At 55.0% G+C, this 25,482-nt stretch carries 17 protein-coding genes; 11 read left to right on the top strand and 6 right to left on the bottom strand.

Translation table 11 applies throughout. The features are described 5' to 3' along the window. The first annotated feature begins 112 nt into the window (after positions 1-112). From BM123_RS16645 to BM123_RS16635, 3 genes are all read left to right on the top strand, one after another. Positions 113-1,594: a sigma 54-interacting transcriptional regulator gene (locus BM123_RS16645; protein ID WP_090170618.1), complete on the top strand. Its 1,482-nt coding sequence runs from the start codon at positions 113-115 to the stop codon at positions 1,592-1,594. A 111-nt stretch (positions 1,595-1,705) separates the two neighbouring features. After that, on the top strand, positions 1,706-2,749 hold the full coding sequence (locus tag BM123_RS16640) for a lactonase family protein (RefSeq protein ID WP_090170616.1): 1,044 nt from the start codon (positions 1,706-1,708) through the stop codon (positions 2,747-2,749). 42 nt (positions 2,750-2,791) lie between these two features. Further along, a complete protein-coding gene (locus tag BM123_RS16635) occupies positions 2,792-3,889 on the top strand; it encodes an MBL fold metallo-hydrolase (protein ID WP_090170609.1) in 1,098 nt (365 codons plus the stop codon). A gap of 56 nt (positions 3,890-3,945) precedes the next feature. Here BM123_RS16635 and BM123_RS16630 read toward each other — a convergent pair whose 3' ends face one another. After that, the gene (locus tag BM123_RS16630; RefSeq protein WP_090170606.1) at positions 3,946-4,131 is read right to left on the bottom strand and encodes a hypothetical protein; all 186 of its coding nucleotides are present in this window, start codon (positions 4,129-4,131) and stop codon (positions 3,946-3,948) included. A 325-nt stretch (positions 4,132-4,456) separates the two neighbouring features. Between BM123_RS16630 and BM123_RS16625 the strand changes: the two genes are divergently transcribed. After that, on the top strand, positions 4,457-6,163 hold the full coding sequence (locus BM123_RS16625; protein ID WP_217642177.1) for an ABC transporter ATP-binding protein: 1,707 nt from the start codon (positions 4,457-4,459) through the stop codon (positions 6,161-6,163). A gap of 3 nt (positions 6,164-6,166) precedes the next feature. On the opposite strand, the gene BM123_RS16620 is transcribed toward BM123_RS16625, so the two are convergent. Further along, positions 6,167-7,138, bottom strand: coding sequence for an NYN domain-containing protein (locus BM123_RS16620; RefSeq protein ID WP_090170602.1), 972 nt, complete (start codon positions 7,136-7,138; stop codon positions 6,167-6,169). A gap of 567 nt (positions 7,139-7,705) precedes the next feature. Here BM123_RS16620 and BM123_RS16615 point away from each other — a divergent pair. The 3 genes from BM123_RS16615 to BM123_RS16605 all read left to right on the top strand — a co-directional run bounded on the left by BM123_RS16615 (position 7,706) and on the right by BM123_RS16605 (position 13,233). Further along, positions 7,706-9,673 (top strand): alkaline phosphatase PhoX, encoded by a 1,968-nt coding sequence (locus BM123_RS16615; RefSeq protein ID WP_090170600.1) that lies wholly within the window; start codon positions 7,706-7,708, stop codon positions 9,671-9,673. A gap of 84 nt (positions 9,674-9,757) precedes the next feature. Next, positions 9,758-11,719, top strand: coding sequence for a cytochrome-c peroxidase (locus BM123_RS16610; RefSeq protein WP_090170598.1), 1,962 nt, complete (start codon positions 9,758-9,760; stop codon positions 11,717-11,719). Further along, the gene (locus tag BM123_RS16605; protein WP_139211919.1) at positions 11,683-13,233 is read left to right on the top strand and encodes an FG-GAP repeat domain-containing protein; all 1,551 of its coding nucleotides are present in this window, start codon (positions 11,683-11,685) and stop codon (positions 13,231-13,233) included. Before BM123_RS16610 ends, BM123_RS16605 begins: the two co-directional genes overlap by 37 nt. A 10-nt stretch (positions 13,234-13,243) precedes the next feature. On the opposite strand, the gene alr is transcribed toward BM123_RS16605, so the two are convergent. Beyond that, positions 13,244-15,643 (bottom strand): alanine racemase, encoded by a 2,400-nt coding sequence (gene alr / locus BM123_RS16600; protein WP_090170594.1) that lies wholly within the window; start codon positions 15,641-15,643, stop codon positions 13,244-13,246. Positions 15,644-15,759: 116 nt separating this feature from the next. Between alr and BM123_RS16595 the strand changes: the two genes are divergently transcribed. Next, a complete protein-coding gene (locus BM123_RS16595) occupies positions 15,760-16,458 on the top strand; it encodes a hypothetical protein (protein WP_090170592.1) in 699 nt (232 codons plus the stop codon). 119 nt (positions 16,459-16,577) lie between these two features. Continuing rightward, on the top strand, positions 16,578-17,822 hold the full coding sequence (locus BM123_RS16590) for an ABC transporter permease (RefSeq protein ID WP_090170590.1): 1,245 nt from the start codon (positions 16,578-16,580) through the stop codon (positions 17,820-17,822). 628 nt (positions 17,823-18,450) lie between these two features. Here the strand turns inward: BM123_RS16590 and BM123_RS16585 are convergent. Beyond that, a complete protein-coding gene (locus BM123_RS16585; RefSeq protein ID WP_090170589.1) occupies positions 18,451-19,866 on the bottom strand; it encodes an exonuclease domain-containing protein in 1,416 nt (471 codons plus the stop codon). Positions 19,867-19,913: 47 nt separating this feature from the next. On the opposite strand from BM123_RS16585, the gene BM123_RS16580 reads away from it, so the two are divergent. Together BM123_RS16580 and BM123_RS16575 are read left to right on the top strand one after the other, a co-directional pair. Further along, positions 19,914-21,161, top strand: a complete 1,248-nt coding sequence (locus BM123_RS16580) for an exo-beta-N-acetylmuramidase NamZ family protein (RefSeq protein WP_090170587.1) — start codon at positions 19,914-19,916, stop codon at positions 21,159-21,161. Positions 21,162-21,367: 206 nt separating this feature from the next. Beyond that, complete coding sequence (locus BM123_RS16575) at positions 21,368-21,937, top strand: hypothetical protein (RefSeq protein ID WP_090170585.1); 570 nt, start codon at positions 21,368-21,370, stop codon at positions 21,935-21,937. Between the two features lie 82 nt (positions 21,938-22,019). Here the strand turns inward: BM123_RS16575 and BM123_RS16570 are convergent, their stop codons facing one another. Next, complete coding sequence (locus BM123_RS16570) at positions 22,020-23,342, bottom strand: ABC transporter permease (RefSeq protein ID WP_090170583.1); 1,323 nt, start codon at positions 23,340-23,342, stop codon at positions 22,020-22,022. A 263-nt stretch (positions 23,343-23,605) separates the two neighbouring features. Then, positions 23,606-25,482 (bottom strand): T9SS type A sorting domain-containing protein (locus BM123_RS16565; protein WP_090170581.1); only part of this gene is annotated, 1,877 nt, incomplete at its 5' end.

Here is a 25,482-nt window from a genome sequence, read left to right as displayed (position 1 = left end):
ATCCGGTCAGTTAGAGTCCTTGCCTGTTATCCGGAGGCTAGTAACTCGCTAAATGCTAAAACTATCCTCCCCCCTTACCGTTTACCTCACTGACTCCAGAAAATCTATACAAATGTCCCATCCCAAAACCCTCGGCGAACTCCGTGCCTCCGGCTATACCTCCCGCTCCGTAAAACAGGAACTTCGGGAGAACCTGATCAAAAAACTGAAAGCCAAAGAAGAAGTATTCCCTGGCATTATCGGCTTTGACGACAGTGTTTTGCCCGACATTCAGCGGGCTGTCCTTAGTCGGCACAGCATCTTACTCCTCGGCCTTCGCGGCCAGGCCAAGACCCGCATTGCCCGCTTACTGGTAAATCTTTTGGACGAGTACATGCCCGTGGTGGAAGGCAGCGAACTCAATGACGACCCCCTCGCCCCCATCAGTCGTTACGCCATCGACCTCATCGCCGAAAAAGGAGATGACACCCCCATCGCCTGGGTACACCGCGATGATCGCTACGTGGAGAAACTAGCTACTCCTGACGTGAGTGTTGCTGACCTCATCGGCGACGTTGACCCCATCAAAGCCGCCACCCTTAAGCTTACCTATGCCGACGAACGGGTGATTCACTTCGGCCTCGTGCCCCGCGCTCACCGCGGCCTCTTCGTCATTAACGAACTCCCTGACCTCCAGGCCAGAATCCAGGTTTCTCTCTTTAACATCCTGCAGGAAGGTGACATCCAGATCCGGGGCTTCAAGCTCCGCCTCCCGCTGGATATTCAGTTCCTCTTTACGGCTAACCCCGAAGACTACACCAACCGGGGAAGCATCATCACCCCGCTGAAGGACCGTATCCAGAGCCAAATTCTGACCCACTACCCCAAAACGGTAGAAATTGCCAAAGCGATTACTCAGCAGGAAGCAGATCTGGTAGAATCTCAGGCCGAAATGGTGGAAGTAGACGATCTGCTGAACACCATGCTCGAGCAACTCGCTTTCGCCGCCCGGGAGAGTGAGTTCATCGACGAAAAATCCGGAGTATCCGCCAGACTCAGCATCACGGCGCTGGAGAATCTCATTTCCACCGCAGAGCGCCGCGCTCTGCTGGCCGGAGACAAAAAGACCCAGGCCCGGATAACGGATTTCTGGGGCGTCGTGCCCGCCATTACCGGCAAGGTCGAGCTCGTTTATGAAGGCGAACAGGAAGGAGCCTACGGTGTAGCGATGAAGCTCCTTAGCCAGAGCATTAAGACGAGCTTCCTGGAGTACTTCCCCAATCCGGACGAAGCCTCCGCTGACGGACGCTCCGGAAGTGACCCTTACGGCGTTATCCGCGCATTCTTCAGCGGTGGGCACGTCGTTGAGCTTCTCAATGACGCCAGCGACAGCGAGTACAAAAAAGCACTGGACGGCGTTGCCGGGCTACGCAAATTCGTTACCGGCCATCTGGACCGCAAGATGAGCAAGGACGAAGAGTATCTTTATATGGAACTCGTTCTCCACGGCCTGGCGGAAACCGACGTCCTGAATAAAGAGACGATGGAAAACAGCCTGAGTTTCAGGGACGTACTGGCCGACATGTTCGGCGACGAAGACCTGAACTTCAATTAACAGACTTGTTGCGGGCGGTAGAACTGTTGTGCTTCTGCAGAAGGGCAGCACTTCAATTCTACCACCTATCATTATACAATCCACAGTACTACTGTTCTCAATTCTCACAAAATGCTCTTAGTCGGTGGCTACACCACAGCAGGAGAAGACACCCCCGGCGCAAAAGCCCGGGGCATCTCCGCTTATGACTTTTCTTCGACGGACGGAAGTCTTCGGTTTCTGGGCTTTACACCGGCCGTTAACCCAAGCTACCTGATTACGGATCGCCGTCGGGGCATCGTCTACGCCGTCCGGGAAGTCAGCGAATCGGAAGGGGCGGCCCTGACTGCTCACCGCGTCGGACAAGACAAACGGGGCAAGGTCAGCTTTGAGCTCATTAGTGAACATACCCTGGCGGGAGACGACCCCTGCCATCTGGCTTTTGCCGGCAATGCTATCGTAGTCTCCTGTTACACCAGCGGCACGCTATTCGTTTTCTCCCGCAGGGAAGATGGCGCCATTGGCGAAGAGATACAACAGCTGACCCTGAGTTCTTCCAACGGCAACCCCTCCCGGGCGCACTGCGCGGTTTTTCAGGAGTCAAAAGACCGGCTGCTCGTCTGCGATATGGGCGCTCAGCAGCTAGCCGTGTTTGATCGTGGTGAAGATGGGCTCTTCCTGCACCAGAAAGAGAAAGACCTGACTTTCAAAGATGCCTGCGGCCCCCGACACATCGCCCTCCACCCGGAAGGTAAACTGGCCGTGGTCAATGGTGAACATCTCGGCGTCGTTCACTTACTGGACGTCAGTGGCGAAAAGCCCCTGATCTTTAACACCGCTAACGCTCTGCCGGAGCGCGTAATCGACGAAGCCAGTGGAGCGGCCATCCGCCTGGGCCACAATGGTAAAATGGTCTATTGCTCTGATCGTGCCTTCAGCGTCCTGAACTCCCTGCGCATTGATGAGCGGGCGAAAAAGCTGATTTTCAGAGACACCTTCCCCAGTGGCGGGGAGCATCCCCGCGATTTGGTGGTCTCCCCCTCCGGAGAGTGGCTCCTGTCCGCTAATACTAAGGATCACACCATTGGAGTTTTCCGCATTGATCCGAAGGGCAGCCTGATCCACTACCACACTTTTAAGAAAATCCCCAGTCCAACGAGTCTGGCCTGGTTGTAACCGAATTCGAACATTTCCTCTTTCGGGTGGATTATCTTCTACATGAAGCCACATTGGTTAATCGGCCTTGCCCTCCTGCCCGTCGGGTACGCTGCCAGAAAGTTCCGCAGCGATCCAAATTTTGGCGCGCCCGCAGGTGCCATGAAATACGTTAAAGAGCAAGGGGTGTCCTGGAAAATGGGCTCCTTCCGGAACCTGGACAAAACCCCCATTCAGGAAGGCTTCAGCCAGCTCCTCGGTGATCTTTATGGCTACCTCAAAGCCAAAAACACCCAGCCGGCAGAAGCGCTACCGGTGGGTGTTGCGGCGGGAGTGACTCCCCCTGACCCGGAAAAAGATCATTTAACCTGGTATGGCCACTCTGCCCTCCGCCTCGAAACCGGCGGAAAGACAATTCTGATTGATCCCATGCTTGGAGAGTGGGTAGCGCCGGTTCCTTTTCTCGGTCATCGTTTCCCCTACAAAAACTACGACCCGTTGGCGGGAGTGGACAAAATCGACCTCGTTGTCTATTCTCATGATCATTACGATCACCTAGACTATGATACCCTGATGGCCATCAAAGACCGGACGGAAGCGTTCCTTGTCCCCCTTGGCGTAGGTGCCCACCTGTGCAGCTGGGGCATCCCGCAGGAAAAGATTACGGAGCTGGATTGGTGGAAGTCAGCTGAGTTGGCTGGCTGTCGGTTTACGGCTACGCCCGCCCGCCATTTTAGCGGGCGATCACCGGGCACAAGAAATAAGTCTTTATGGTGTGGATTTGCCATTGAGACCCGCTTACACCGCCTCTACTTCGGTGGTGACAGCGGCTACGGCAGCCACTATCCGATGATTGGAAAAAAGCTCGGAGGTTTTGACCTGACGATGCTCGACTCCGGGCAATACCACAAGCGCTGGAAAAACATTCACATGCAGCCAGAGGAAGCTCTTCGCGCCCATCAGGACATTGAGGGCAAAGCCCTGCTGCCCATCCATTGGGGTGCTTTTTCCCTCAGTGACCATCCCTGGTATGAGCCCATTGACCGGATTACGAAGGCGGACGAGCTGGACTGCGTCATCAGTCCGCTGATCGGTCAGCGATTTAGTATTGACGGCATTAACCGTTGCCGGGAAAAGTGGTGGGTACCGGCAGAGGACTAAGACCGGAGATTACCAGACTGTCTTTCAGCGGGGGCAATACGCGCTGGTATGGCGTACTAGTTACTACTCACCGTCCGCATCAGCCCCATTCCGGTCAGGAAGAAGATTCCGCCGATGATGGCCACTCCCCAGGGGTTTTGTCCGAAAGCCAGTCCTTTATTAAAAATGGACATAACCCCGACGGCCAGGCCGATGGCTCCCACGAGGGTAAAGACGATGCCGAGAATTTGCTTGCTCTTCATTTGGTAGCTATTTGGCGCGAAGATAGGGTAAGACGGGCTTTTGAGCACCTTGCTGTTTAAAGCCCCCTTTGCACCTGCGGGCCCCGCCAAAGTGTCTGTACCCGAAAAAGGGATCAAACCTGCAAGCCTTTTATCTGCTGCCCCGAAATTTAGCAGGCAAACTCTTTATGCTCCCCCAACAACGGGAGTAGGCCGTAAATGTATTGACCGACCCGAGGGTCCATATAGAAACTAATCCCGTTATCTTTGCCTCATCAAAAGAGTTTTCTCCATACTAACCGGATCGGAGCGTTACCAGTTTGCCTGGTTGACCGGCGGAATTGCTTTGCTTTCGCTTTTAGACATCGTTGGCATTGCCAGCGTTCTACCCTTTATGGCATTGCTGGCGGAACCAGAAAGAATCAACAGCAACGAATGGCTCAATCGGCTCTATGAATTTGGGGGATTCCTTTCTACCCGCTCCTTCATGATTGCCACCGGCCTGGGGGTAATGTTCCTGCTGACTTTTTCGAGGCTGGCAGCCCTTACCCTCAATTACTGGCAGGAAAAGTTTCAGTGGAAAGTATACTTACAGCTGGGCAGCCGGCTACTTGATTATTACCTGGGCCAGCCTTATCGTTTTTTCCTAAAGCGTAATACTGCGGACCTCAGGGTACACGTAGTAAACGAGGCGATGGTTATCGTTTCCGGCATTTTAGGCCCCATTCTCCAGATGATGATTCAGGGCGGCATCACAGTAGTCATCATTATACTTCTTCTCATCATTAACCCGACTGTAGCCATCAGTGCCGGGCTTCTCTTAGGTGGCGCTTATCTGCTCATTTACCAACTCCGAAAGAACCTACTTTCGAGACTGGGCGAGGAAAAGATGCTGGCAGGAAAACGCAGGGTCCGGACCCTGGAAGAGTTGCTTCAGGGCATTAAAACCGTGAAAACCTATGGCAATGAAGCCCATTTTACGAACTTGTATCTGGCGGATACAAAAACCCTGGCCAGCGTAAACCCAAGAGTTTCATTAATTAACAAAACTCCAAGGTTTATTCTCGAGATCATTGCTTACTGTGGCATCATTAGTGTCACCCTTATTCTTTACATCCAGGCCGGAGAGCTTAGTAGAATTTTGCCGACCCTAACATTGTTTGCCGTTGCCGGCTACCGCTTATTACCCGCTCTCCAGAGTTTCTACGGTGCTGTAGTTACGATCAAGTCCAATATAATAGTGTTGGATCGTTTATATCCTGACCTGAAGGCATCTTTAATCGAGGCAGCTTCTGAAGAAACCCTGCAACAAGAATTGCCCTTTCAGCAACGAATCGTTACTAACAGTATAGGCTTTCACTTTCCCCGCATGGACTCGCCACTCTTTGAGGCGTTGACACTGACCATTCCACAGGGCCAGGTGACGGCCTTTGTCGGGAAAACCGGCTCCGGCAAAACGACCCTGGTGGATATGTTGACGGGGCTGCTTCAGCCTACTTCCGGAAACATTCTGGTAGATGGCCGGCCCCTGGATAGTTCTACCGTTAAAGCGTGGCGTAAGCAGCTCGCTTACGTTCCGCAAGCGATTTTCCTTTACGACAGTAGCCTGCGGGACAACATCACCTTCGGCCACCTGGAAGAAGTAACGGATGACGACATCATGGCCGTGCTGGAGTTGGTTGAGCTGGCTTCTTTCGTTCGGGAAGAACTGCCTGATGGCCTGTCAACCACCCTTGGTGAAAACGGTATCCGCCTCAGTGGAGGACAGCGGCAGCGAATTGGCCTGGCCCGGGCACTGCTGCGCAAACCTGCCGTACTCGTTCTGGACGAAGCCACCAGTGCCCTGGACAACGTCACGGAGAACTCCATCATCGACGGCCTGGATAAGCTTCCGGAGAGCCTGACAATCCTCATCATCGCCCACCGCCTTTCCACCGTGCGGCATGCCGATCAGATACACCTGCTGGATCACGGAAAAATACTGGCCTCCGGCACCTATGATGAATTAGTAGAGACAAATCACCATTTCAGAAGAATGGCTGAGTTGGGCTAAATTTTATTCCTCCTCAAAATCTTCCAACAATTCCACCTCCGTTGCCACCAGCTGCCCACGGTCGTTATGGGCCAGTGTGTAAGCTACGGGGTCATTGACGTAGAGTTCACTGAAGTCAGCGTTCTCAATGGCAGAATGATGAAAAAAGAGGTTATTCGGCGGATACTTAATGAACCCGTAACCGTTTTTAAGACTAAAAACCTCACTCTCCAGCCGATCTCCTGGGCTTCCTTCGGAGGGTTCTTCAAGGACAACCTTGTTGTTCGGCTTTAGCGTCGCCTTAGCCTCTCCGTTTTTCGCAGGTTCCCGCCATTTTTTATCTGGATTCGAAGCGACGAATATGCCGTCAATCAAATCCTTTTCTCCGGAGGATACCGGACTGTCAATCAGGTCATTCATCAAAACAGGATAGCTGGCCGCTTCGAGAAGTTCCTGGCTCGTACGCGTGATCATCCGGGTTCCGTTATCCGTCGTGAATTCGAAATCCCAGCCCATCACCAAAACTTTACAGCCCAGGCCATGCAGCTTTCTGACCAGTGGTACGTAGTCGCTATCACTAGCGATGAGAACAACGACATCCAACTGACGCAGCATCGCTGACTCAAAAGCTTCCAAAGCCAGCCATACGTCAATCCCTTTTTCGCCCCGCCGCCCGTGAGTAGTCCGCAGTGGGCTGTAATGCGTCGTAACGCCGCTGCTCATCAGGATGTCATCAAACACCCGGTCATAATACAATACGGAGCCCCGTTGTTGGGCTTCCGCAGCGTTTAGCCTTCCCCGGAAATAGTGGCTGTCCACGATTCGGGCATTACCTGGCTGACCGATGGCATTGCCTACCCGTGCTTCAATGAAGCGATGTAAGCCGGCAATACTTACTCTTGCCCTGCGGGAATGGTCGTAGTTGTAATAATTTGAAACATGAAGAAAATAGTTACCGTCGTAAAAGACGCCGATCTTAGTGAGTCGGTCATTCATATGCACTCTTTCTGAAATTCTTTGCGAAGTCTTAATGGCGCTCTGTCGTCTATTCTATTTGTCTTTAAGAAAGCGCAGCTAAGTTATTTTGGTGCCGCAAAGATAATCGTCTGGTTTTAATATGGCTCTTTATCGCCCGCCTGCCGCAACTCCCTTCTTCCTCATCGTTCCCGTAGTCATCAATCAGTTTGTTGCTCACTAAGGTGTTTGGATGAAGCCCCGAATTACAGGTCAGGACTGAGCAGAGCTCTTCCGGTATTTAAGCAAATCTTAAGTGCGGCTACCAGCAGTTAAGAGAATGTAAACCCGGACAAAAAGCTTAACACTAAAATAAACAAGTGGACAGCTGCCTGAAATATGTGCATTACACGACAGGCTGGCACTTAATAAAAACAATTAAAGTAGAGATAAGCGCAACGTTCTTTTTAATATAAATAAACATCAACTAATAATTAATTGATTATCATTAAACGCATACCATAATTCCAGCAGGGATAACATTATGATCAAGTTACCGTGACGTACAGAGGAGACTTTTGTGGCTTAACAAAACACTCCTTTTAGACTATGAGAACTTTCTACCTTTCATTACTACTTGTCGTTTCGGGTATAAGCAGCCTTAACGCACAGTTGGTGTTTCCTTTTGAGATTGATGCTCCTGAAGGATACACCCCTACCCGGGTAACCATGCCCGGCAGCCCACTCAGTCTGCAGGTCCTTTTCATCGGCGGTACGGACATGGTACAGACCACCGCTACCTATGGTAACGAGGCTGGCCAGACCCACGCCAAAGAATGGCATGATTTCATCGGCTTCACCCCGGATGACTCCGATGAAAGCATGGGCTGGGTGTCCGTCAGCCACGAAAGCATCTACCGTGACGACCGCATTGGCGACGGTGGCGGCATGACGGCTTTCCGCGTTAAACGCGACGAGATCACCGGAGACCTGGTTGTATTGGACCAGGAACTTGAAGATGGCCGGGAAGGCAAGTTCTTCAACGTAGACTTTGCCAATACTGTAGGCGAAACCGGTATGAACTGTGGTGGCATCAGCTCCGTGGTTGACGGACGCATCTGGACGGCCGAGGAATGGTTCCGCAGTAGCAACAGCTCCATTAACAATGGTCGCTTCACTAATAACAACGCCCTCGGAGCCGGTCCTTACGGTATCAGCTACAACGAAGATGGCGGCACCAACACTGCCAACCAGGGTGTACGGGATCTCCGCCCATTCGTTGTGGATGCTCCGGAGTTTCCGTTCATCGACGGTGACACACTGCAGAAATATGAGAACTTCAACTGGATGGTTGAAATCGATCCTAAACAGGCTAAAGCCATCCGCAAGCAGTACAACTTCGGTCGTCAGGGTTTTGAGGGTGGTACCGTTTCTACGGACAACAAGTACATCTATCTGGGCATCGACGCTACCCCTGCTCCGTGGGTACGTTTCGTTGCCGAAACACCCGGTGATTTCACTAAAGGCGAAATTCAGGTATATAAGCACGACGCTGACGAAAAGTGGATTACTATTGAAGAGACCAAGTCCAATATGATGGACTTTTCCACTCAGGCACTTGCCGTAGGTGCTACCATGTACAACCGTAACGAATGGGTCGCTATTGACAAAGAGAGCGGCATCATCTACTGGACAGAAACCGGCCGGGACGCTCCTGGCAGCCGTTTTGCCGGAGGAGTCGCCGCCGGAGGTGTTATCGCTCCTCACCACCTGGAGCTCGCCGCTGAGCAAACCGCCCGGGTACAGGAAGTTTTCCCGGACTCCACCATTACTGCTGACGGTGCAGGCTACCGCGACTATTACGGCCGCGTGCTTGGTTACAACCCGGAGACGGAAGAAGTATTCGTTGTCATTAACGGCGGTCCTTACTTCGAAGAAAGCCCAACGCAGGACAACTACCCCTCCAAGCACCTCTCCAACCCCGACGGGCTCAACGTAATGTACATCGATGACAACCCCTTCCTCGTCATTTGCGAAGACCTCAACGGAGAAACCTTCGGCCGTATGCCATTTGAAAACACCTCCGACGGCGCTGCCGCCGGTCTTGGCATCCGTCACCGCATGTGTGAGCTTTTCCTCCTTGACCTGAATACGGAAAACGCCACCACGGAAGATCTCATCCGCCTTACCGTAACCCCCGTTGGTGCAGAGATCACCGGAGCCATGCCAACCCCCGATGGTAAGAGCCTGCTGGTGAACAGCCAGCACCCGAGCGGCGCCAATGAGTTCCCCTTCAACCACTCACTGACCTTCGCCATTCACGGCTTTAATGAACTGACGGTATCCAACCTCGCGGGTCCGGACATCACGGAGCAGGATGAATTCACGGTTTTCCCGAACCCAACGCTTCAGGAAGTACACTTCAATAAAATGCAGGACATCGCGCTTTACAATACCAACGGTCAGCGCCTTCGGGTATACCGCAATGTGAGCCGCATTGATGTATCCCGTCTTCCTGCCGGCCTTTACTTCCTCCGCAATGCTGAAGGTAAAGTAATCGAGTTGGTGAAGCAATAAGTAAATCTTCTCTATATCATTTATTTGAGTTTTCCCGGGCCGGTGCGATGTCTTCGTGCCGGCCCTTTATTATCCTCCACGAGCATGACCTCCTTTTTATCTACCCTCAAATTCCTGCTATTCGTTTGTGCCTTTGCCGCTGCCGGGCATATCCTTCGTGTTCCCGATGCCGGTACCCGGGCGACATCGCTGCAAACGGTTCTTTCCTCCCTCGATAAAAAAATGGCCGGAGAACTGAATCTCCTCGATTCCAGCATCCTGCACTACCAGGCACTCGCAAACATCAATACTTCTTCTGTTGAAGAACTACGACGAGCCCATCTGACGACCAGACAGGCTTACAAAAAAGTGGAGTTCCTGCTGGCCTACGCTCAGCCCGCCACCATCGCCCGCCACATTAACGGCGCACCGCTACCCAAAACTGAACCAAGTGTTCCTGAAATCAACGTCATTGCTCCTTCTGGCTTACAAACCCTCGACGAACTGGTTTTTGCGGATGAAATCGACCGGGCAGCCATCAAAAAACTCAGCCATAAGCTTCTGGGAGACTACCGGCTACTCCACCGCCAAATGAAAAGTCTTCGCCTGCAGCACCGTCACCTGTTCGAAGGCCTGCAGCAACAACTCGTACGTAGTTTCACCCTTGGCCTGACCGGCTTCGACACGCCCAGTTCCGGCAATGCGCTGCCGGAAGCCAGGGTCGTGTTTCAGACGATGGCGGCCTACTACAGCGAATACGCCCCTCTGGTCGAATCAAAAGACTCCACGACCAACGCCCTTATCCTCACCAGCCTGGCCCGGGCGCGGGCAATGCTCGCTGAAGGTAATTTCGACAGCTTTGACCGGCTGGCCTTTCTTCGCCAGGTCATCAACCCGCTGACGGAAGCGCTGCCGGACGCTCAACGACTGCTCAACATTGAGTCCGCCGGGGATTACGGCGATCTCCCCAGCCCCATCAACCCTCAGGCCGACCACCTCTTTGACGCCGACTGGCTCAACGCTGAGTACTATGCCAACTTTTCCTCAGCGGCTTACAGCGAACAACGCCAGGAACTGGGCAAACTGTTGTTCTTTGACCCGATTTTAAGCAATGACCTGACCTCCAGCTGTGCCAGCTGTCACCGCCCCGAACTGGCCTTTACGGACGGCTACGCCAAAAGCCTGAGTACGGACGGAAAGGGAACCCTGCAGCGAAACTCCCCCACCCTGATCAACAGTGTTTTCGCGGAGAAATATTTCCATGACATGCGGGAGGAATTCCTCGAACGGCAGGTAAAGCACGTCGTGGTTGACGCCCATGAGTTCGCCACAGACTTCGTTACCATCGAGGAACGTATTCGCAAAAGCGACGACTACCGTCAGCTCTTTAAGGAAGCCTACGCTAATCAGCCCGACTACGCCCTCAGTAAGTGGAGCATTTCCGACGCCCTGAGCCATTACGTGGCCAGCCTCCAGGGCATGAATGCTGAATTTGATCGCTACGCCAGGGGAAGCTCCGACGAATTAGCCCCCGAGGTGATTCGCGGCTTCAACCTTTTCATGGGAAAAGCGGCCTGTGGCACCTGTCACTTCGCCCCCACCTTCAACGGGCTTGTTCCTCCACAATATCTGGAAAGTGAGAGCGAAGTATTGGGTGTGCCCGACAGCATTGTGTGGGAAGGAGCTAAGCTTGACCCCGACCCGGGCCGGATCGCCAACTTCCGGCCAGCGGACGAGGCCTACTTCAACGCCTACGCCTTCAAAACGCCCACCGTTCGTAACATCGCCATTACGGCCCCCTACATGCACAACGGAGTCTACAATACGCTGGAAGAAGTTATGGATTTCTACAACCGTGGAGGAGGTGCAGGAATCGGGATTGAGCTCGATCACCAGACACTTCCGCCAGACCCGCTGGGCTTGCAGGAAGACGAAATAAGCGACATCATTTCCTTCATGAAGAGCCTGACGGATTACGAAGACCTGGTGGAGGTACCCGCCAGATTGCCGTCCTTCGACGAAGTTCCGGCGTGGAACAATCGCCCCATCGGTGGGACGCCCAAATGACCAGGGTTTTTATCATAGTGGCCGGTCTGCTGCTCATCATTATGCGGTGCTCCCGGCCGGAGGAAGGGCCGGCGCTCACCGCAGGTGCAGAGCAGGGAACGATAGCAATGATTGAGGGCAGCTGCGGCAGCTGCCACCTGACGCCGGAGCCCGGGGCGCTGCCCCGGCACATCTGGGATACCATCGTGCTGCCCCGCATGGGGCAGTTTCTGGGGCGGTATACTTCCGCAGCAGAAAGAGACGCTCTGCTGGGAACACTCCCTGCCGACCGAACAGCACGCCTGGCGGCGAACATCTACCCGGAAGAAAAACGGATCAGTGATGAAGACTGGGCCACCATCCGAAGCTATTACCTCGACCATGCTCCTTTAACCACCCCCGCACCTGCGGTGAGCGCCCCGGAAACCGACCTTTTCACCCCTCATTTTCCGGAAGCCTTCCTCTCTCCACCATCTACTTCTTTTGTGCACTTTTTGCCCGGCCAGGGCCTCGTATTCGCAGACATCAACAAGGCGAGCCTGCTATTACTCGATGAAGAACTCCGGGCCGTCCGCCGGCTCCCTACCGGCCCCGGACTTACCCACCTCACCGGTCTCTCCATCGGTAATTTTGCAACCGTCATCGGCAGCTTCTCCCCCACCGAAGCGGCCACCGGCCGCCTGTTACAGTGGACTGCCGCCGGCCCGAAGACCATCTCCGATAAGCTCCAACGCCCGACCAGCCTCGCCCGCCTGGACATTGACCAGGACGGAACGGAAGAGCTGCTCGTAAGCGAATTCGGCAAGTGGACCGGCCGGCTTTCGCTTTGGCACGCCAACCCTGCTGGCAGCTACACCCCAAGCGCTCTGAGCGATCGCCCCGGAGCGATGAATGTACTGACGGACACGACAGCAGCCACGCCCACCGCCTACGTTCTCTTCGGGCAGGGAAAAGAGGAAGTTATCCGCTTCACTTTCCCTGATGGCAAGCCCCAACAGGAAGTGGTACTGCGCTTCCCACCTTACTGGGGCTCAAGCAGCCTTCAACTTATTGACTGGAACGGAGATCAGTTCACTGACCTGCTATGCACCAATGGTGACAATGCTGATTACCAATCGCCCGTCAAAGCTTACCACGGCATCCGGGTCTACACCGGAAGCGCCAGCGGGCAATTCGAAGAAGCCTTTTTTCACCCGATGCCCGGCGCTTACGGAGCCCGAATGGCGGACTTTAACCTGGACGGACACAAAGACCTGGCGGCCATTTCCTTTTTTCCCGACTTCAGCCTGGATAACCCCCTCTCGGTGGCCATATTTTTCGGTGCAGCTGACGGTAGTTTCCGGCAATACCGACTGCCGGCCGGCGACCGCGGCCGTTGGATCGTAATGGACGCTGCTGACTACGACGGCGATGGCGACACTGACCTCGTTGCCGGCAGCCTGGCCATGGAGGCCGTGCCCGACCGCGGCCGGATGGCCAACTGGATAAAGCAGGGACTACCGGTCGTCGTCTGGGAAAACAAAACGCTGGACTAAAGCGTCCAAATCACTCCGCCGTATACACTCGTTGCACCCGTGGCCCGATGCCCGTCAAGATCTCATACGGGATCGTCATCGCCGCTTCGGCCAGCTCCTCAATGGGGTGATCAGCCCCGAAAAGCATGGCTTCATCGTCAACTTTCACCCCGGGTAGCTGGCTGACATCCACCATCGTCATATCCATACAAACTGAGCCAATGACCGGCGCCAGACCACCGGGAAGGCGAACGGAGAAGCGACCTTCGCCGGCCAGGCGGGGCAGGCCGTCGGCGTAGCCGACGCTCAGCACGGCCACCCGCCCGTCGTGGGCCATCTTTCCGCGGCGGCCATAGCCGATACTTTGCCCGGCTTTCAGCTCGAAGACCGCCGTAACCCGCGTTGAGAAGGAAAGTACCGGGCGCAGAGCCGCAGCTTTAGCCGCATCCCCAATGCCGTAAAGACCAATCCCCAGGCGGACGTATTCGTAAGCATGCCCGGGAAAGCGACTGATACCGTTGGAATTGAGCAGGTGGCGGGAAGGAAAAGCGCCCAGTGCTTCCGCGATCCGCTCGTAAGCAGCATCGAAGGTATTGATTTGTTGGCGGGTGAAGTCATCGTGTGCGCCGTCTTCGCTGGCCGCCAGGTGGGTAAAGACGGAGGCGATGGTTCTTTCGTAGTCGCCCGACCTTAGTTCGGTCAGCAGGGCTTTTAATTCAGCGGGGCGGAAGCCCAGGCGAGCCATCCCGGTGTCCAGTTCAAGGTGTACTTTCAGGCCGGCTTCTCTGGCCCGTCGCAGGTCTTCCAGGCGGTGAATGACCGGCTCCAGGCGGTTGCTGAGCATCCGGTCAAAATCGTGGCCCGCCGCATTAAGTACCATGATGGGCAATTGCAGACCGTGTTGCCGCAGGTGGCTGCCCTCATCAGGGTAAGCCACGGCCAGGTAATCCGCGCCGGCTTCGGCCAGGGCGTGAGCTACGGGTGGCGCGCCACCGCCGTAGGCGCTGGCTTTGACCATCACGATCATTTTGGCGGAGGTACCACTCCGGTAAACGTTGAAATTGTGCCGCAGGGCGGCCAGGTCGATCCGCAGTAGCGTGCGGTGTTGTTGACGGCTCAGGGCGTCCGCCACCCGGTGCAGCCGCTCTTCGCTGGCGCCCTTGATCAGAATCACCTCTCCGGGTGAAAAAGGGATATTCCCCAGTTCGGCCAGTAAGGCTTCCGGGTGGGAAAAATGACGGGCACCGGCGATGGAGCGGGACAAGCCAGCATTCGTTTCACCGATGGTGAGCAGGCGGGTCAGGCGAGGATGGAGGAGCGGCAGCAGCGTGTCTTCGGGGGCGCTGACGCGGGTGCTGGGTGAGTTGGAGGAGCGAGGTTGGATCGTCCCCAGAATCAGGCATAGTTTTCCGCTGTTCGCTCTGGCTTCGGCGAAGTCAAGAGCAGCGGCCAGCGCCGTCAGGTCGTTGCTGTAACTGTCGTTGATGACCGGGCCGCCGTGCAGACCGGCGCGTTGTTCCAGCCGGTTATCCAGTACGTGAAGATCGGGGAGGCTGGCGGCAATCTGTTCTTTACCCAGCCCCAGGGCATAAGCAGCCGTAGCGGCCGCATAGGCATTCTCCAGATAGATGGCCGGGAGCTCGGGGAAAGGCAGCTCCAGGGACACTTCCTCTACCTCCAGCCAGCGGCCTTTGATACCGAGATGGGTGATGGGCTCAACGTCCAGCTTCCGGAGCAGGCCAACGGAGGTGGTGTCATCAGCCGGCACGACCACCCACTTAGCCCCCCGGAACAAAGATATTTTCTCGCGGTGCTTTGCCAGCTCGTCCGTAAAGCCGGCAGCGTGAGCGCTGCCCAGCATGGTGAACAGCCCGCAGGTAGGCAGGATGATCTCCGCCAGAGCGGCCATCTCTCCGGCTTCACTGATGCCGGCTTCGAAGATGGCGACCTCGTGCTCCGGCCGCAGCTGCCAGACGGAGAGCGGTACCCCGATCCGGGAGTTGTAGGAACGAGGGCTGGCACAAACCTTCAGGTAGGGCTGCAGCAGCTGGGCGAGCCAATCCTTGACGATGGTTTTGCCATTGCTGCCGGTAATCGCCAGCACCGGAATATCGAACTGCCGCCGGTGGTGCGCCGCCAGCTGTTGCAACAGCCGCAGCGGATCGTCCGTGAGGAGAAAAGTGGCTTCGGGGTACTTCCCCCGCTTGTCCAACTCCCCCTGCACCTGCGGTCCCCGCCTGAGTGTATGTACCACAAAGTGCCGCACGCCCTTTCGGTACAGCTGTCCCACGAATTTGTTCCCGTGCGTCCGCTGCCCCGGCAGCGCAAAAAACAGCGTCTTCTCCGGATCGCGCAGGCGGCGGGAATCGACGAGGAGGTCGAAGTCGCCGTAACGGTCGTAAAGGATCGGGATGGACGGAAGCGATGGCATGGCGTGAAGGTACGAGGATTGGGTGTACCGCTGACTTTAGTCGGCGGAAAAGTAAGGCTCCCACAACTATTCTCCCCCTCAAACCCATACCTTCGCTCCAAAGCCGTTCTGCCCTCATGCAAGTACCTAAAATTGATGCCGCCATCCTCGCTTTTCAGGACTGGATACTCACCGACGAAGCCCTCGCCTACCTCCCCCTCTGGGAGACCCAGAAAAACTGGCAGACGCACTTCAACGTCGAGGCAAAAGACCTGGCCGAGAGCTACGACCTGGCGCTGGACAGCAAGACCAACCGCCGCCACTATCGCCGTGGCGGCTACGATCCCAAGCGCGCCATGCTGGCCATTATGCGCTGGGAGCCCGACTTCGTCCGCGAAGCCTTCCGTGACCTGTTTAGTGAAGACCGTGACCTCGAAGGTCGCGTGGGTCGTTTCGGCTTTTACATCAATGAGCTCTTCAATCGCTTTCGGGACGCGCACCCCAAAGACCGGACGCCCAGCCATAATCATGACGATGACTATAATATGGTCTCTCTCTACCTGATGGGGCAGTATCCGGAGAAGTACGCCCCCTACTCTACTGCGCTGCTGCAGACGATCTGCGAAAAACTGGGCGCCAAGACGGTCCCACCCGCAGCCGACTTCGCCCGCTACACCAAATTGCTGCAGACCCTGCGCGGCTTCCTGCTAAAAGACGAGCTGGTTATGGAGCGCTACGCCGCCGCCCTGCGGGAGAGCGATTACCAGGAAGAGTCCGCTTTACTGGTTTGGTGGTTTTTTAAGATGGTGGAAAAAGAGGATCTCGCTGCGGATTAATCACCTGACAATTGGCTCAAGCGGATCTTCTTCGTAGATAAACACTGACCGTTAGTCTATCCACCCCCTCTACGCAGCAAGTGCTTGGTTACATTGGGAAGCCATCCCAAACTCCCGCTATGCTCCAAGCCATCACCCGCGCCTTCGCCGAAGCCTTCCGCAACCTGCGCAACAATTTCTTTCAGACTTTTCTCTCCGTTCTCGGCATCATCATCGGCGTTGGTGCGCTGGTGGCTATGCTGGCCATGATTGACGGCCTGGAGCTCTTTGCCAGAGAAAAAATCGCTGAACGAAGCTCTTTGGAGAACCTCGTCGTCAGAAGCCAAAAAGGAAGCAGCATCGATGGAATCTATACCGAAAGAGACACCATCGCCAGGCTCTCCCCCGCCGTAATGGCGGAACTGCAAGACTCCCTGCCCTATGCCAGCACTGGCCAACTGATGAGCCAGGGAAGTACGATCGGCCATACGGCAGACAGTAGTAAAATAGGGCTACGGTATATGGCGACTACCCTTCCCCTACTCGACCCTCCGGCCGATTCTATTATCCTGCACGGAAGCCTTTTCAGCCCCGAGGCCGCAGAACGGGGAGACAAAATCGCCTTCATAAATTCTAACCTTGCCCGGCGGCTGCTTCCCGAAGGAGACAGCCTGACGGAACACGCCCTCGGTCAACAGATTTTCCTCTACGGGGATTCTCTGGCCATAAGCGGGGTGTTCAAGGCCAAAGATGACGACAATTCGCTTGCCTTCGTCTTCCCCTTAAATACGCTCAGTCAGCTGGCCAAAGCGCCCAAGGTCTACCCGGACATGAACCTTGCACTTGACAACGTGCACGATGTTCTCCCCGCTCAGGAGTTCGCTGACGGCTGGCTGGAGCGGCATTTTGCTAACATCCCCGATGCAACGGAATCCTTTACCCAGTCCGGCTATCTGGAACAACTGGCGGAGGGCATTCTCGTCTTCCGTCTGGTGATGGGCTTTCTGATCGGTATCGCCGTCGTGGTCGGCGGAGTTGGCGTGATGAACGTACTGCTCATGGCCATTACCGAGCGAACGGCCGAAATTGGCGTCCGCAAAGCCGTCGGTGCTAACCGACGCAACATCATTACCCAGTTTCTGGCGGAGAGTGTGGCCGTTTCCGCCATCGGCTGTGTTTTCGGTCTCATTCTGGGGATGCTGGTCGCCTTGATCGCGGCCCCTATCCTGAATATGATCGTTGACGATCTGGAATTCAAGGCCGTCTTCACCCTAAACACACTCCTGGTCGTCGGCATAGTGGCCCTGGTCACCGGCATCATCTTCGGCACCTATCCTGCGCGAAAAGCAGCGGGGCTGGATCCGGTGGAGGCGATCAGGCGGTGAGTGAAATGAATGAGAGAATGAGTGAATGAGCGAATGAGTGAATGAATGAGAGAATGAATGCTGCCTATTGGATTCACTGCGTGGCTGCTGCGCGGTAGGATTAAATAGGATTTTGGTCGAATTAATAGGATTCATGGCAGACACATGCTCAATGAATCCGTGTTAATCTGTGGTTAATTGCCTGCTGCGCAGCGACCTCCGTGTACCTCTGTGATTAAACCGCAAAGCTGCAAAGCAGCCTCCAAAACCCTCTCCCCCAGCCCCCTGGGCTGACGCATACTCACCGGACGCTCAAAGGAACTCAGCAATTTCGCCTCCGGCTCCATGGCTGAGCACACTTCGAGGTCCTAGACTGCCAATTTAGGACCTCGAAGTGTGCATTTTCCGTAGCGGAGCGAAGGATAAAATGTTCCTTTCCCTTCGGGGCTGCTTCGCGGTGAGGGTCCGGCTCCGAGTATGCGTTAACCCTCTCCCCCAGCCCCTCCTCCAAACGCCTCCGGCTGGGGAGGGGAGCCAATGCCGCTGCAGCTACCGCCTTCGCTAGACGCTCAAATCTGGATACCATCTAGCTCCAAGACGAAGCCCTCTGCGTCCGTCTGCGTGAAACCCTCGTCGCGAAGCGAGCACCCTACACCAAAGACATCCGCCGCCCCGTCTTAATATCCACCATCCGGCCACCCTTTTCACTCACGTAGCGTTGGATGATACGAGCCGTATCCGGGTGGGTCTGGCTGCATTTGACACTTCTCACTACCGATTCCACATCATTAGCTTCGTCTTTACTAATGAAGGTGTAGCCCTGATACTTCCCTTCCCGCACCAGGATGGCCGCTTCCTCGTCGTGCGTACGCCCGCGGTCGAAGAGCAGGAAGTCGAAATCGAAGACATTGCGTAGCAGCAGGCGGGCTTCCGCCGCCCGGAGGTTATAGTCTTCCGGTGATTCCTGTTCGACGCAGGCCCCGTGGCACTGCTTGAGGTGAAAGTAAAAACAGGCCGAAGAGCCAGTCGATAGTTTGGTATAAATACCGCAGAGATCCAGGTGCTTGCGGACGAAGTTCAGCCGTCCTTTCGCCCGGCTCAGGCTGGGGAATTCACTGATCACATCCGCCTCTTTCCGCAGCTGAGCGGTATTCCTGGCAATATCGAAAACCCGGTAGCCTTTGTCATTGATTTCCGAGACGATCGCGTAGGCAAATTTCGTGTGTCGCTGCGCCCGGTTTATGGAAGGTTGTAGTCGCTTGATCTCTTCGCTTTCCAGCAGGAGCGCAACCAGCTCGGAGCCCGTTAACTCGCAGGTAATGTCCGCTACTTCACGGGCGATGGTCTTTCCCTTTGCGGTCCGGTCATTGAAGTGCTGGGCCACCCGGGAACGGATATTCTTACTCTTCCCGACGTAAATCACCTGTCCGGCATTGTTATGAAAATAATAAACGCCACACTCTTCCGGCAGGTTTTCAATCTGACTCAGCTTCATGTTCTGTGGCAACTTCGATTCCGTAATGCCCCGGTTCACGAGTGCCTTGACTTCCTTATCAGAGTCCGCGTTGACCAGGCAGAGTCTGAGCAGCTCCGTCGTAGCGGTAGCGTCCGCCAGGGCCCGGTGATGGTTCTTGAGTTCAATGCCGAAATGCCGCACCAGATTGCCGAGACTGTACGACTTCAGGCCTGGATAGGTCTTGCGCGTCAGGCGTACGGTACAGAGTTGTTTCCGACTGAAAGTATAGCCCAGCCGGCGGTATTCTTCCCGCAGAAAATCATAGTCGAAGCGGCTGTTGTGAGCCACAAAAATCCGGTCCTGGGTGAGCTCCACAATCTGGCGGGCGACTTCGTGGAACTTGGGCGCGTCAGCGACCATCTCCATCGTTATACCGGTCAGTTCGGTGATGCCGGCGGGGATACGCATTTCAGGATTGATCAGCGATTCCCATCTTTCCAGTACCTTTTCACCGTCAAAGATCACGATCCCCACTTCGGTAACCCGGTGGCGGTTGGCCCGTCCACCGGTCGTTTCGATATCAACGATCGCGTATTCTTTGTTTTTCATCCTGGTTCAACTCAAAAAGAGTGTGGGCCTGTATTAATATTCCTGTAATGGCTAAGGTATACATTATTTTTTGTTTTCTACTGACATTTGCCTCAAATTGTGGCAAAACATCTTCCGTAGCCGTTACGGGAGAGGGGGCGCAGCCGCAGGTGCAGGGGGAAGTTGAGGAGCAGACAGCGCCCGCTCCCCTTCCGCTCCGCCCGGCTGCCTGGGAGACCCAGGCTTACCTGCCCCAGCTCCGGGGCCAGCGCATCGCGCTGGTCGTTAACCAAACCTCTACCATTGGCAAGGTCCACCTGGCCGACAGCCTCCAGCATCTCGGTCTCGACATCCGCAAAATCCTCGCCCCCGAGCATGGCTTCAGGGGAACAGCAGACGCCGGAGATGATATAAAAGATGGTCGGGACGTCAGAACCGGCATCCCCATCAAATCTATCTACGGCAAAAGCAAAAAGCCCTCCGCTGCGGACTTGGCAGACGTAGACATCATCGTCTTCGACATTCAGGATGTCGGCGCCCGCTTCTACACCTACATCTCTACCTTATTTTACGTTATGGAGTCCGCCGCCCGCTACGGAACAAAAGTGATGGTACTTGACCGGCCCAACCCAAACGGGCATTACCTCGCCGGCCCCGTATTGCAGCCCGGCCATGAAAGCTTCATTGGCATTGCTCCCATCCCCGTAGTGCACGGCTTAACCGTAGGCGAATTTGCCCGAATGGTCAACGGTGAAGGCTGGCTGCCGGAGGGGCTGCAGGCCGAGCTGGACATCATCACCATGCCCGGCTACACCCACCAGTCCGTTTACGATCTCCCGATTGCCCCCTCGCCAAACCTGCCCAACCCGCGCAGTGTCTATCTCTACCCCAGCCTGTGTTTCTTTGAAGGAACGGCCCTTTCCGTAGGCCGGGGCACCAACCGGCAGTTTCAGCTCTTCGGTCACCCGAAGCTCCGTTATGGAGACATTCGCTTCACGCCCACTCCCGGCCCCGGCAGTGCGGACCCTAAACTGAAAGGAGAACTATGCCGGGGCGTTGACCTGAGCCAATGGCCGCTGGAAAAAGCCCGTGCCCACGACATTCGCTACGAGCTATTGGTAGAAGCCTACCGCGACCTGAGCGAGCAGGGCGTAACCTTCTTCACCCGCCCGGACTTCTTCGACCTCCTGGCCGGCGGTCCCCGCCTCCGCCAAATGATTGAAGCCGGAGATTCTGCGAAAAAGATTCGTACTGTCTTTAAAGCTGAGCTCGCGGCATTCGACCAGCAGCGGCAGCCCTATCTGCTGTATCCCTAAAAAACTCCTCCCCGATCGAGGAGTTGCACTCCGAGTCTTCGGGTACTCGGAGTACAACTCCTCGACCGGATCATCTTAAAGGTCCGTTAAAGCTCCTTTCAAGCGGTTAAGCCGGCGTTAAGCTCCTTGGAATTGACGTAGGCGGTGTACTATGTTTAGAACATCATCGGGGAGTTAGTCTCCCTGAACACCTACAATCTTAGCCCATGTTAAAATTCCATTTCACTTCCCTGCTTGCCCTGTTCGTATTTTCTTTGTTTGCCCAGGAGGCAAGCGTTGAGAAGTCCCTCTCCAGCCTGCAGTTCAACCTCAACACGCTGCATTTCGTGCAGGAAATTGGCTTATCAGCGTCCAGCACCTTGCGCGTTGAGGCGGGTATTGCTTCGAGAACCCGCTGGGTAATTGGCAACAATGAAAACGGCGAAAGAAGCTACTTCGCCCTACGCCCACTTGTTTCGGTTGCTGGCCGGCATTACTACAATCTGGAGAAGCGCGTTGAATCCGGCCGGAGCATTCGTAACAACAGCGGCAATTTCGTTACCCTGACGGCCGAGTACCGCCCTGATTTATTTCTCTTCACCTCCAACAATGCGCTAGTAGCAAGTGAACAGATTAGCACCAAGCTCCTCTGGGGTCTCCGCCGTCAGCTGGGAGAGCGTTTCGATTTTGAATTTACGGCCGGCGTCCGGTTCAGGGTCAGAGATTTTCGTTTCCCCGCCGTGCGAAATTTCCACCGTGGCATTGTAACAAACTGGCGTTTTGGCTACCGCTTCTAAAGCGGGCAGGCTCCGTTGCTCCTCGACCTTTCCCTTGCACCTGCGTGCGCGCCCCCTTTCTCCCTTATTTCCCTTTCCCCCCTTACTTAAACCGAATCGCCTTCACCGGATCGATCCGCGTAACGAGATAAGAGGGCACAATCAGGAAAGCCAGCGTGATCAGGAAAGTACCCACGTTCAAAGCCAGCAACAAGCCCCAGTCTACCTTGATGGGCGCCACGGAGAGGTAGTACGATTCCTCGTCGAGATGGACGACCCCAAAGGTTTTCTGAATCCAGCAAAGTAATAGTCCCAGGCCATTGCCCAGCAACAGCCCACCGATGATGATGAAGCCGGCGTAGTAAAGAAAGATCTGTCGGATACTCCAGTTACTCTGCCCCAGGGCTTTGAGCGTACCGATCATATTGGTGCGCTCCAGGATGAGGATGAGCAAAGCCGTCATCATGTTAATAATGGCGACTACAATCATGAGCGCCAGAATGATGGCCCAGTTATAATCCTGTATATCGAGCCAGTCGAAGAGCTCGCCGATTTTCTGGCGAATGCTATCGCCGTACAGTTCCTGCGGCAGCACCTGATAGTGGATATAATTGGCGAAAATTTCCAGGTCATCAATGTTGTCCAGGATTACCTCAAAGCCCCCCACTTTGTCATCGTCCCAGTTCAACAGTTGCCGGGGTTGTTTGATGTCAACCAGGGCAAATTGCCGGTCAAATTCTTCCAGGCCCGTTTTATAAATGCCCGTCACCTGGAACGCCCGGGCCCGCTCCTGCCCGCGTCCGTCGATGAAGGCGAAGTCCATCCGGTCTCCCAGTTTAAGTTCTAATCGCCGGGCAGTTATGCTACTGATCACGATCCCCCGGCTGGTGGAGTCGGGTGTTACCTTAAGGATTTCTCCTTCTTCGATGTAACGATTGAAGTTGTCCCAGTCGTAGTCTTCTGCAATTCCTTTCAGCACCAGTGCTTCCTGCGTCGGGAGCCGTTCTCCTTCGGGGTATACACTCACTACGCCCGGCAGGACGATGAACTGCTGGATGTGCTTCACCCCTTCTTTGCTCACCTCCTCTTCGGCCGTTTCCAGCCCGAGAGAGGAACCAAAGGCTTCAAGGGTTACCCTACCGGTAGTGTCCAGATGCGGGTAGAAATCCTGCTTGATCGAAATAGGATAATTATAAGAATCGAAGATACCATAACTGGCAGCGTCCGCCGTGATGTGAATATGCCCCCAGAAGCCAAAAATCTTATCCGAAATTTCTGATTTGAACCCACCAATCAGCGCACTGGCCAGGACCATAGTCGCCATAGAAATGGCTACGGCAGCCACGGCAATACCGATAATGGTTCGGGAGATGGATTCGGAGCCACCACGGGCTACAGTTCGGGCGAGATAAAGGGGCAGGTTCATATTGAATGGTAAACTTACGACGAGGCCGTGAGATTATCCTATTTCGATACTTTATGCGTTTACTCCTGACAAGAAGTAATCCATTTATTAAGTTATCGGGCGATAAACGCAGGTGCAGAGAAGAGGTTCCTGGACGCAATGGCCGGTTAACAATAGCTTGTAAGTAGATTTCCTAAAACAACAATAGAAAACCCCGCTACTCAGGAAGAGTAACGGGGTTTTCCCTTCCATCCTTCCGGATGGGGCTGAGAAGTCAGTCGTTCTTAGCGAACAACTACCATCTTCTTCGTAGCGGAGAAGTCTCCGGCAGTCAGCGTGTACGTCAGTACGCCGGCAGCGCCGAGGTCTTTGGAAGTAAGATCAACGCGATTCATACCGGCAAGGGCGTCAAGCTGACGTACCAGCACAATGCGACCGGCAGCATCCTGAATACTCAGAGTAGCAGGGCCGGCAGTCGCCAGTTCGAAACGGATCGTCGTAGCGTCTACAACCGGGTTCGGTGTGTTCTGCAGCAGGGCGCTCACCGCAGGTGCAAGGGAAGAACCGTTGAAAGCAAGGCCAAGGCCAGTGCTCTCACCATTCAGGTTTACCCCTTCGGTCCGTACCAGCGTCTCCGTCAGGCTCACCAGCTCGCTCAGGCGGCCGGCTTCCGTAGCGCGGACTTCCAGTGTCAGACTGATGGCTTCGTGCATCGCGACACCAATTAGCCCTTCACCAGCACGGTTGAGGTTCAATCCTCCCTCTCCTTCAAATGTTACGTCAATGAGCTCCAGACCGGCAGCCAGCGCGATCGTTCCCTGGAAGCCACGCATCTCAGCTGCCGTCAGGATCATCGTGTGCGTCTGACCAGCCTCCAGGCTGGTATCTTCCGTTTCCAGGTTCAACGCAGAACGACCGCCTTCGCGGACAACGTTACCCATCTCGATGGCGACGAAGTCAACATCCGATAGTACACCCGCCAGATCGTTCACGTTATACACCTCCGGGAAAGTTGTCGCCCAGTTGCTCGCCGTCAGGTTGTATTCTTCGGTAACAAAGCGCCAGGTCTCTCCCGTAGCGAAGGTCTCGTCATTGCCTAGGATTACCCGCTGGATCGCGACCATATCGAAGATAGAGAGTGAACCGTCCTGGTCAACATCACCAGCAACGAAGTCGTAACCGTTATCGAAAGTACTCGTTCCCAGGATTACGCTACCGATCTTCACTACGTCAGATACTTTAACCTGAGACAGGTCAACTTCAGGAGAGTAGCTAGCCTCAACCGTGTAGTCAGCGTTCAGTGGCAGGCTGGTGAAAGAGTAGCCACCGTTAGCAGCAGTCATTACCATCTCGTCCATATCATTGTTACCGGTCAGGTTAACTTCAACACCTTCCATCAGGTCGTTATCCTGGGTAGCAATGTTACCGGCCAGGTTTCCACCCGTGCCCGTACAAAGATCCTCCTGGAAGAGTTGTACCAGTACGAAGACCGCACAGTAATCCGCGCTTCCATTGTCGTCAATGGCGTAAACCCGGACGGGAACCGTAGAGTCATCATCACAGTCAAGGTCAATGCCCAGGCGGCCGGCAGCAGGAGCGAAACCAGCAGCGCCGGCTTCTTCTTCCGTGTAGATGCTGTACTTGTCAATGACGTTACCGAAGCAGTCCTCAACATCAGAAGCGATGAAGTCAGATGCCCAGATAGCAGCCATGCCACCACCCTGGCCGTCAGGCATCAGCGTAACGGTCAGCTGACTGATACAGATCGGCGTTGGAGCTTTGTCACCCTCAACACAGAATTCGATGATCTCAACGTCGAAGTTACCACAGCCGTCAGAGGCGCGAACGCGGACAGCGTGGTTACCTACGGGTACGTTGGTAGCGTTGATGGTGAAACCACCCATGCCGTCATTGCTCAGGGAAACACCTACGCCAAGAGTGGCAGGGTTGTCAGCAGTGAAGCCGGCACCAGCTACGTAGTTAGCGTCCAGTTCGATCTGAACGTCAGCATCAGAACACTCGTCAAGTGCCGTGAAGGTCAGTTCAACTTCAGCAGTACAAGTCAGGGAAGTTCCGGCAAAACAGTCAGCAGGCTCGTCCGCGTCGATGGTCGGAGCCACCTCGTCGTAGATCTTGATGAACTGGATGTAGCGGAAGTGAC

Source organism: Neolewinella agarilytica, from assembly GCF_900110645.1.
GTDB lineage: Bacteria > Bacteroidota > Bacteroidia > Chitinophagales > Saprospiraceae > Neolewinella > Neolewinella agarilytica.
This window is presented reverse-complemented; position numbering and strand designations above follow the sequence as displayed.

Coding starts and splice junctions, on each gene's coding strand:
- BM123_RS16630 (WP_090170606.1), bottom strand. CDS start 4,131: ATGAAGAGCAAGCAAATTCTCGGCATCGTCTTTACCCTCGTGGGAGCC.
- BM123_RS16580 (WP_090170587.1), top strand. CDS start 19,914: ATGGCTAAGGTATACATTATTTTTTGTTTTCTACTGACATTTGCCTCA.
- BM123_RS16610 (WP_090170598.1), top strand. CDS start 9,758: ATGACCTCCTTTTTATCTACCCTCAAATTCCTGCTATTCGTTTGTGCC.
- alr (WP_090170594.1), bottom strand. CDS start 15,643: ATGCCATCGCTTCCGTCCATCCCGATCCTTTACGACCGTTACGGCGAC.
- BM123_RS16635 (WP_090170609.1), top strand. CDS start 2,792: ATGAAGCCACATTGGTTAATCGGCCTTGCCCTCCTGCCCGTCGGGTAC.
- BM123_RS16645 (WP_090170618.1), top strand. CDS start 113: ATGTCCCATCCCAAAACCCTCGGCGAACTCCGTGCCTCCGGCTATACC.
- BM123_RS16590 (WP_090170590.1), top strand. CDS start 16,578: ATGCTCCAAGCCATCACCCGCGCCTTCGCCGAAGCCTTCCGCAACCTG.
- BM123_RS16585 (WP_090170589.1), bottom strand. CDS start 19,866: ATGAAAAACAAAGAATACGCGATCGTTGATATCGAAACGACCGGTGGA.
- BM123_RS16640 (WP_090170616.1), top strand. CDS start 1,706: ATGCTCTTAGTCGGTGGCTACACCACAGCAGGAGAAGACACCCCCGGC.
- BM123_RS16620 (WP_090170602.1), bottom strand. CDS start 7,138: ATGAATGACCGACTCACTAAGATCGGCGTCTTTTACGACGGTAACTAT.
- BM123_RS16575 (WP_090170585.1), top strand. CDS start 21,368: ATGTTAAAATTCCATTTCACTTCCCTGCTTGCCCTGTTCGTATTTTCT.
- BM123_RS16615 (WP_090170600.1), top strand. CDS start 7,706: ATGAGAACTTTCTACCTTTCATTACTACTTGTCGTTTCGGGTATAAGC.
- BM123_RS16595 (WP_090170592.1), top strand. CDS start 15,760: ATGCAAGTACCTAAAATTGATGCCGCCATCCTCGCTTTTCAGGACTGG.
- BM123_RS16570 (WP_090170583.1), bottom strand. CDS start 23,342: ATGAACCTGCCCCTTTATCTCGCCCGAACTGTAGCCCGTGGTGGCTCC.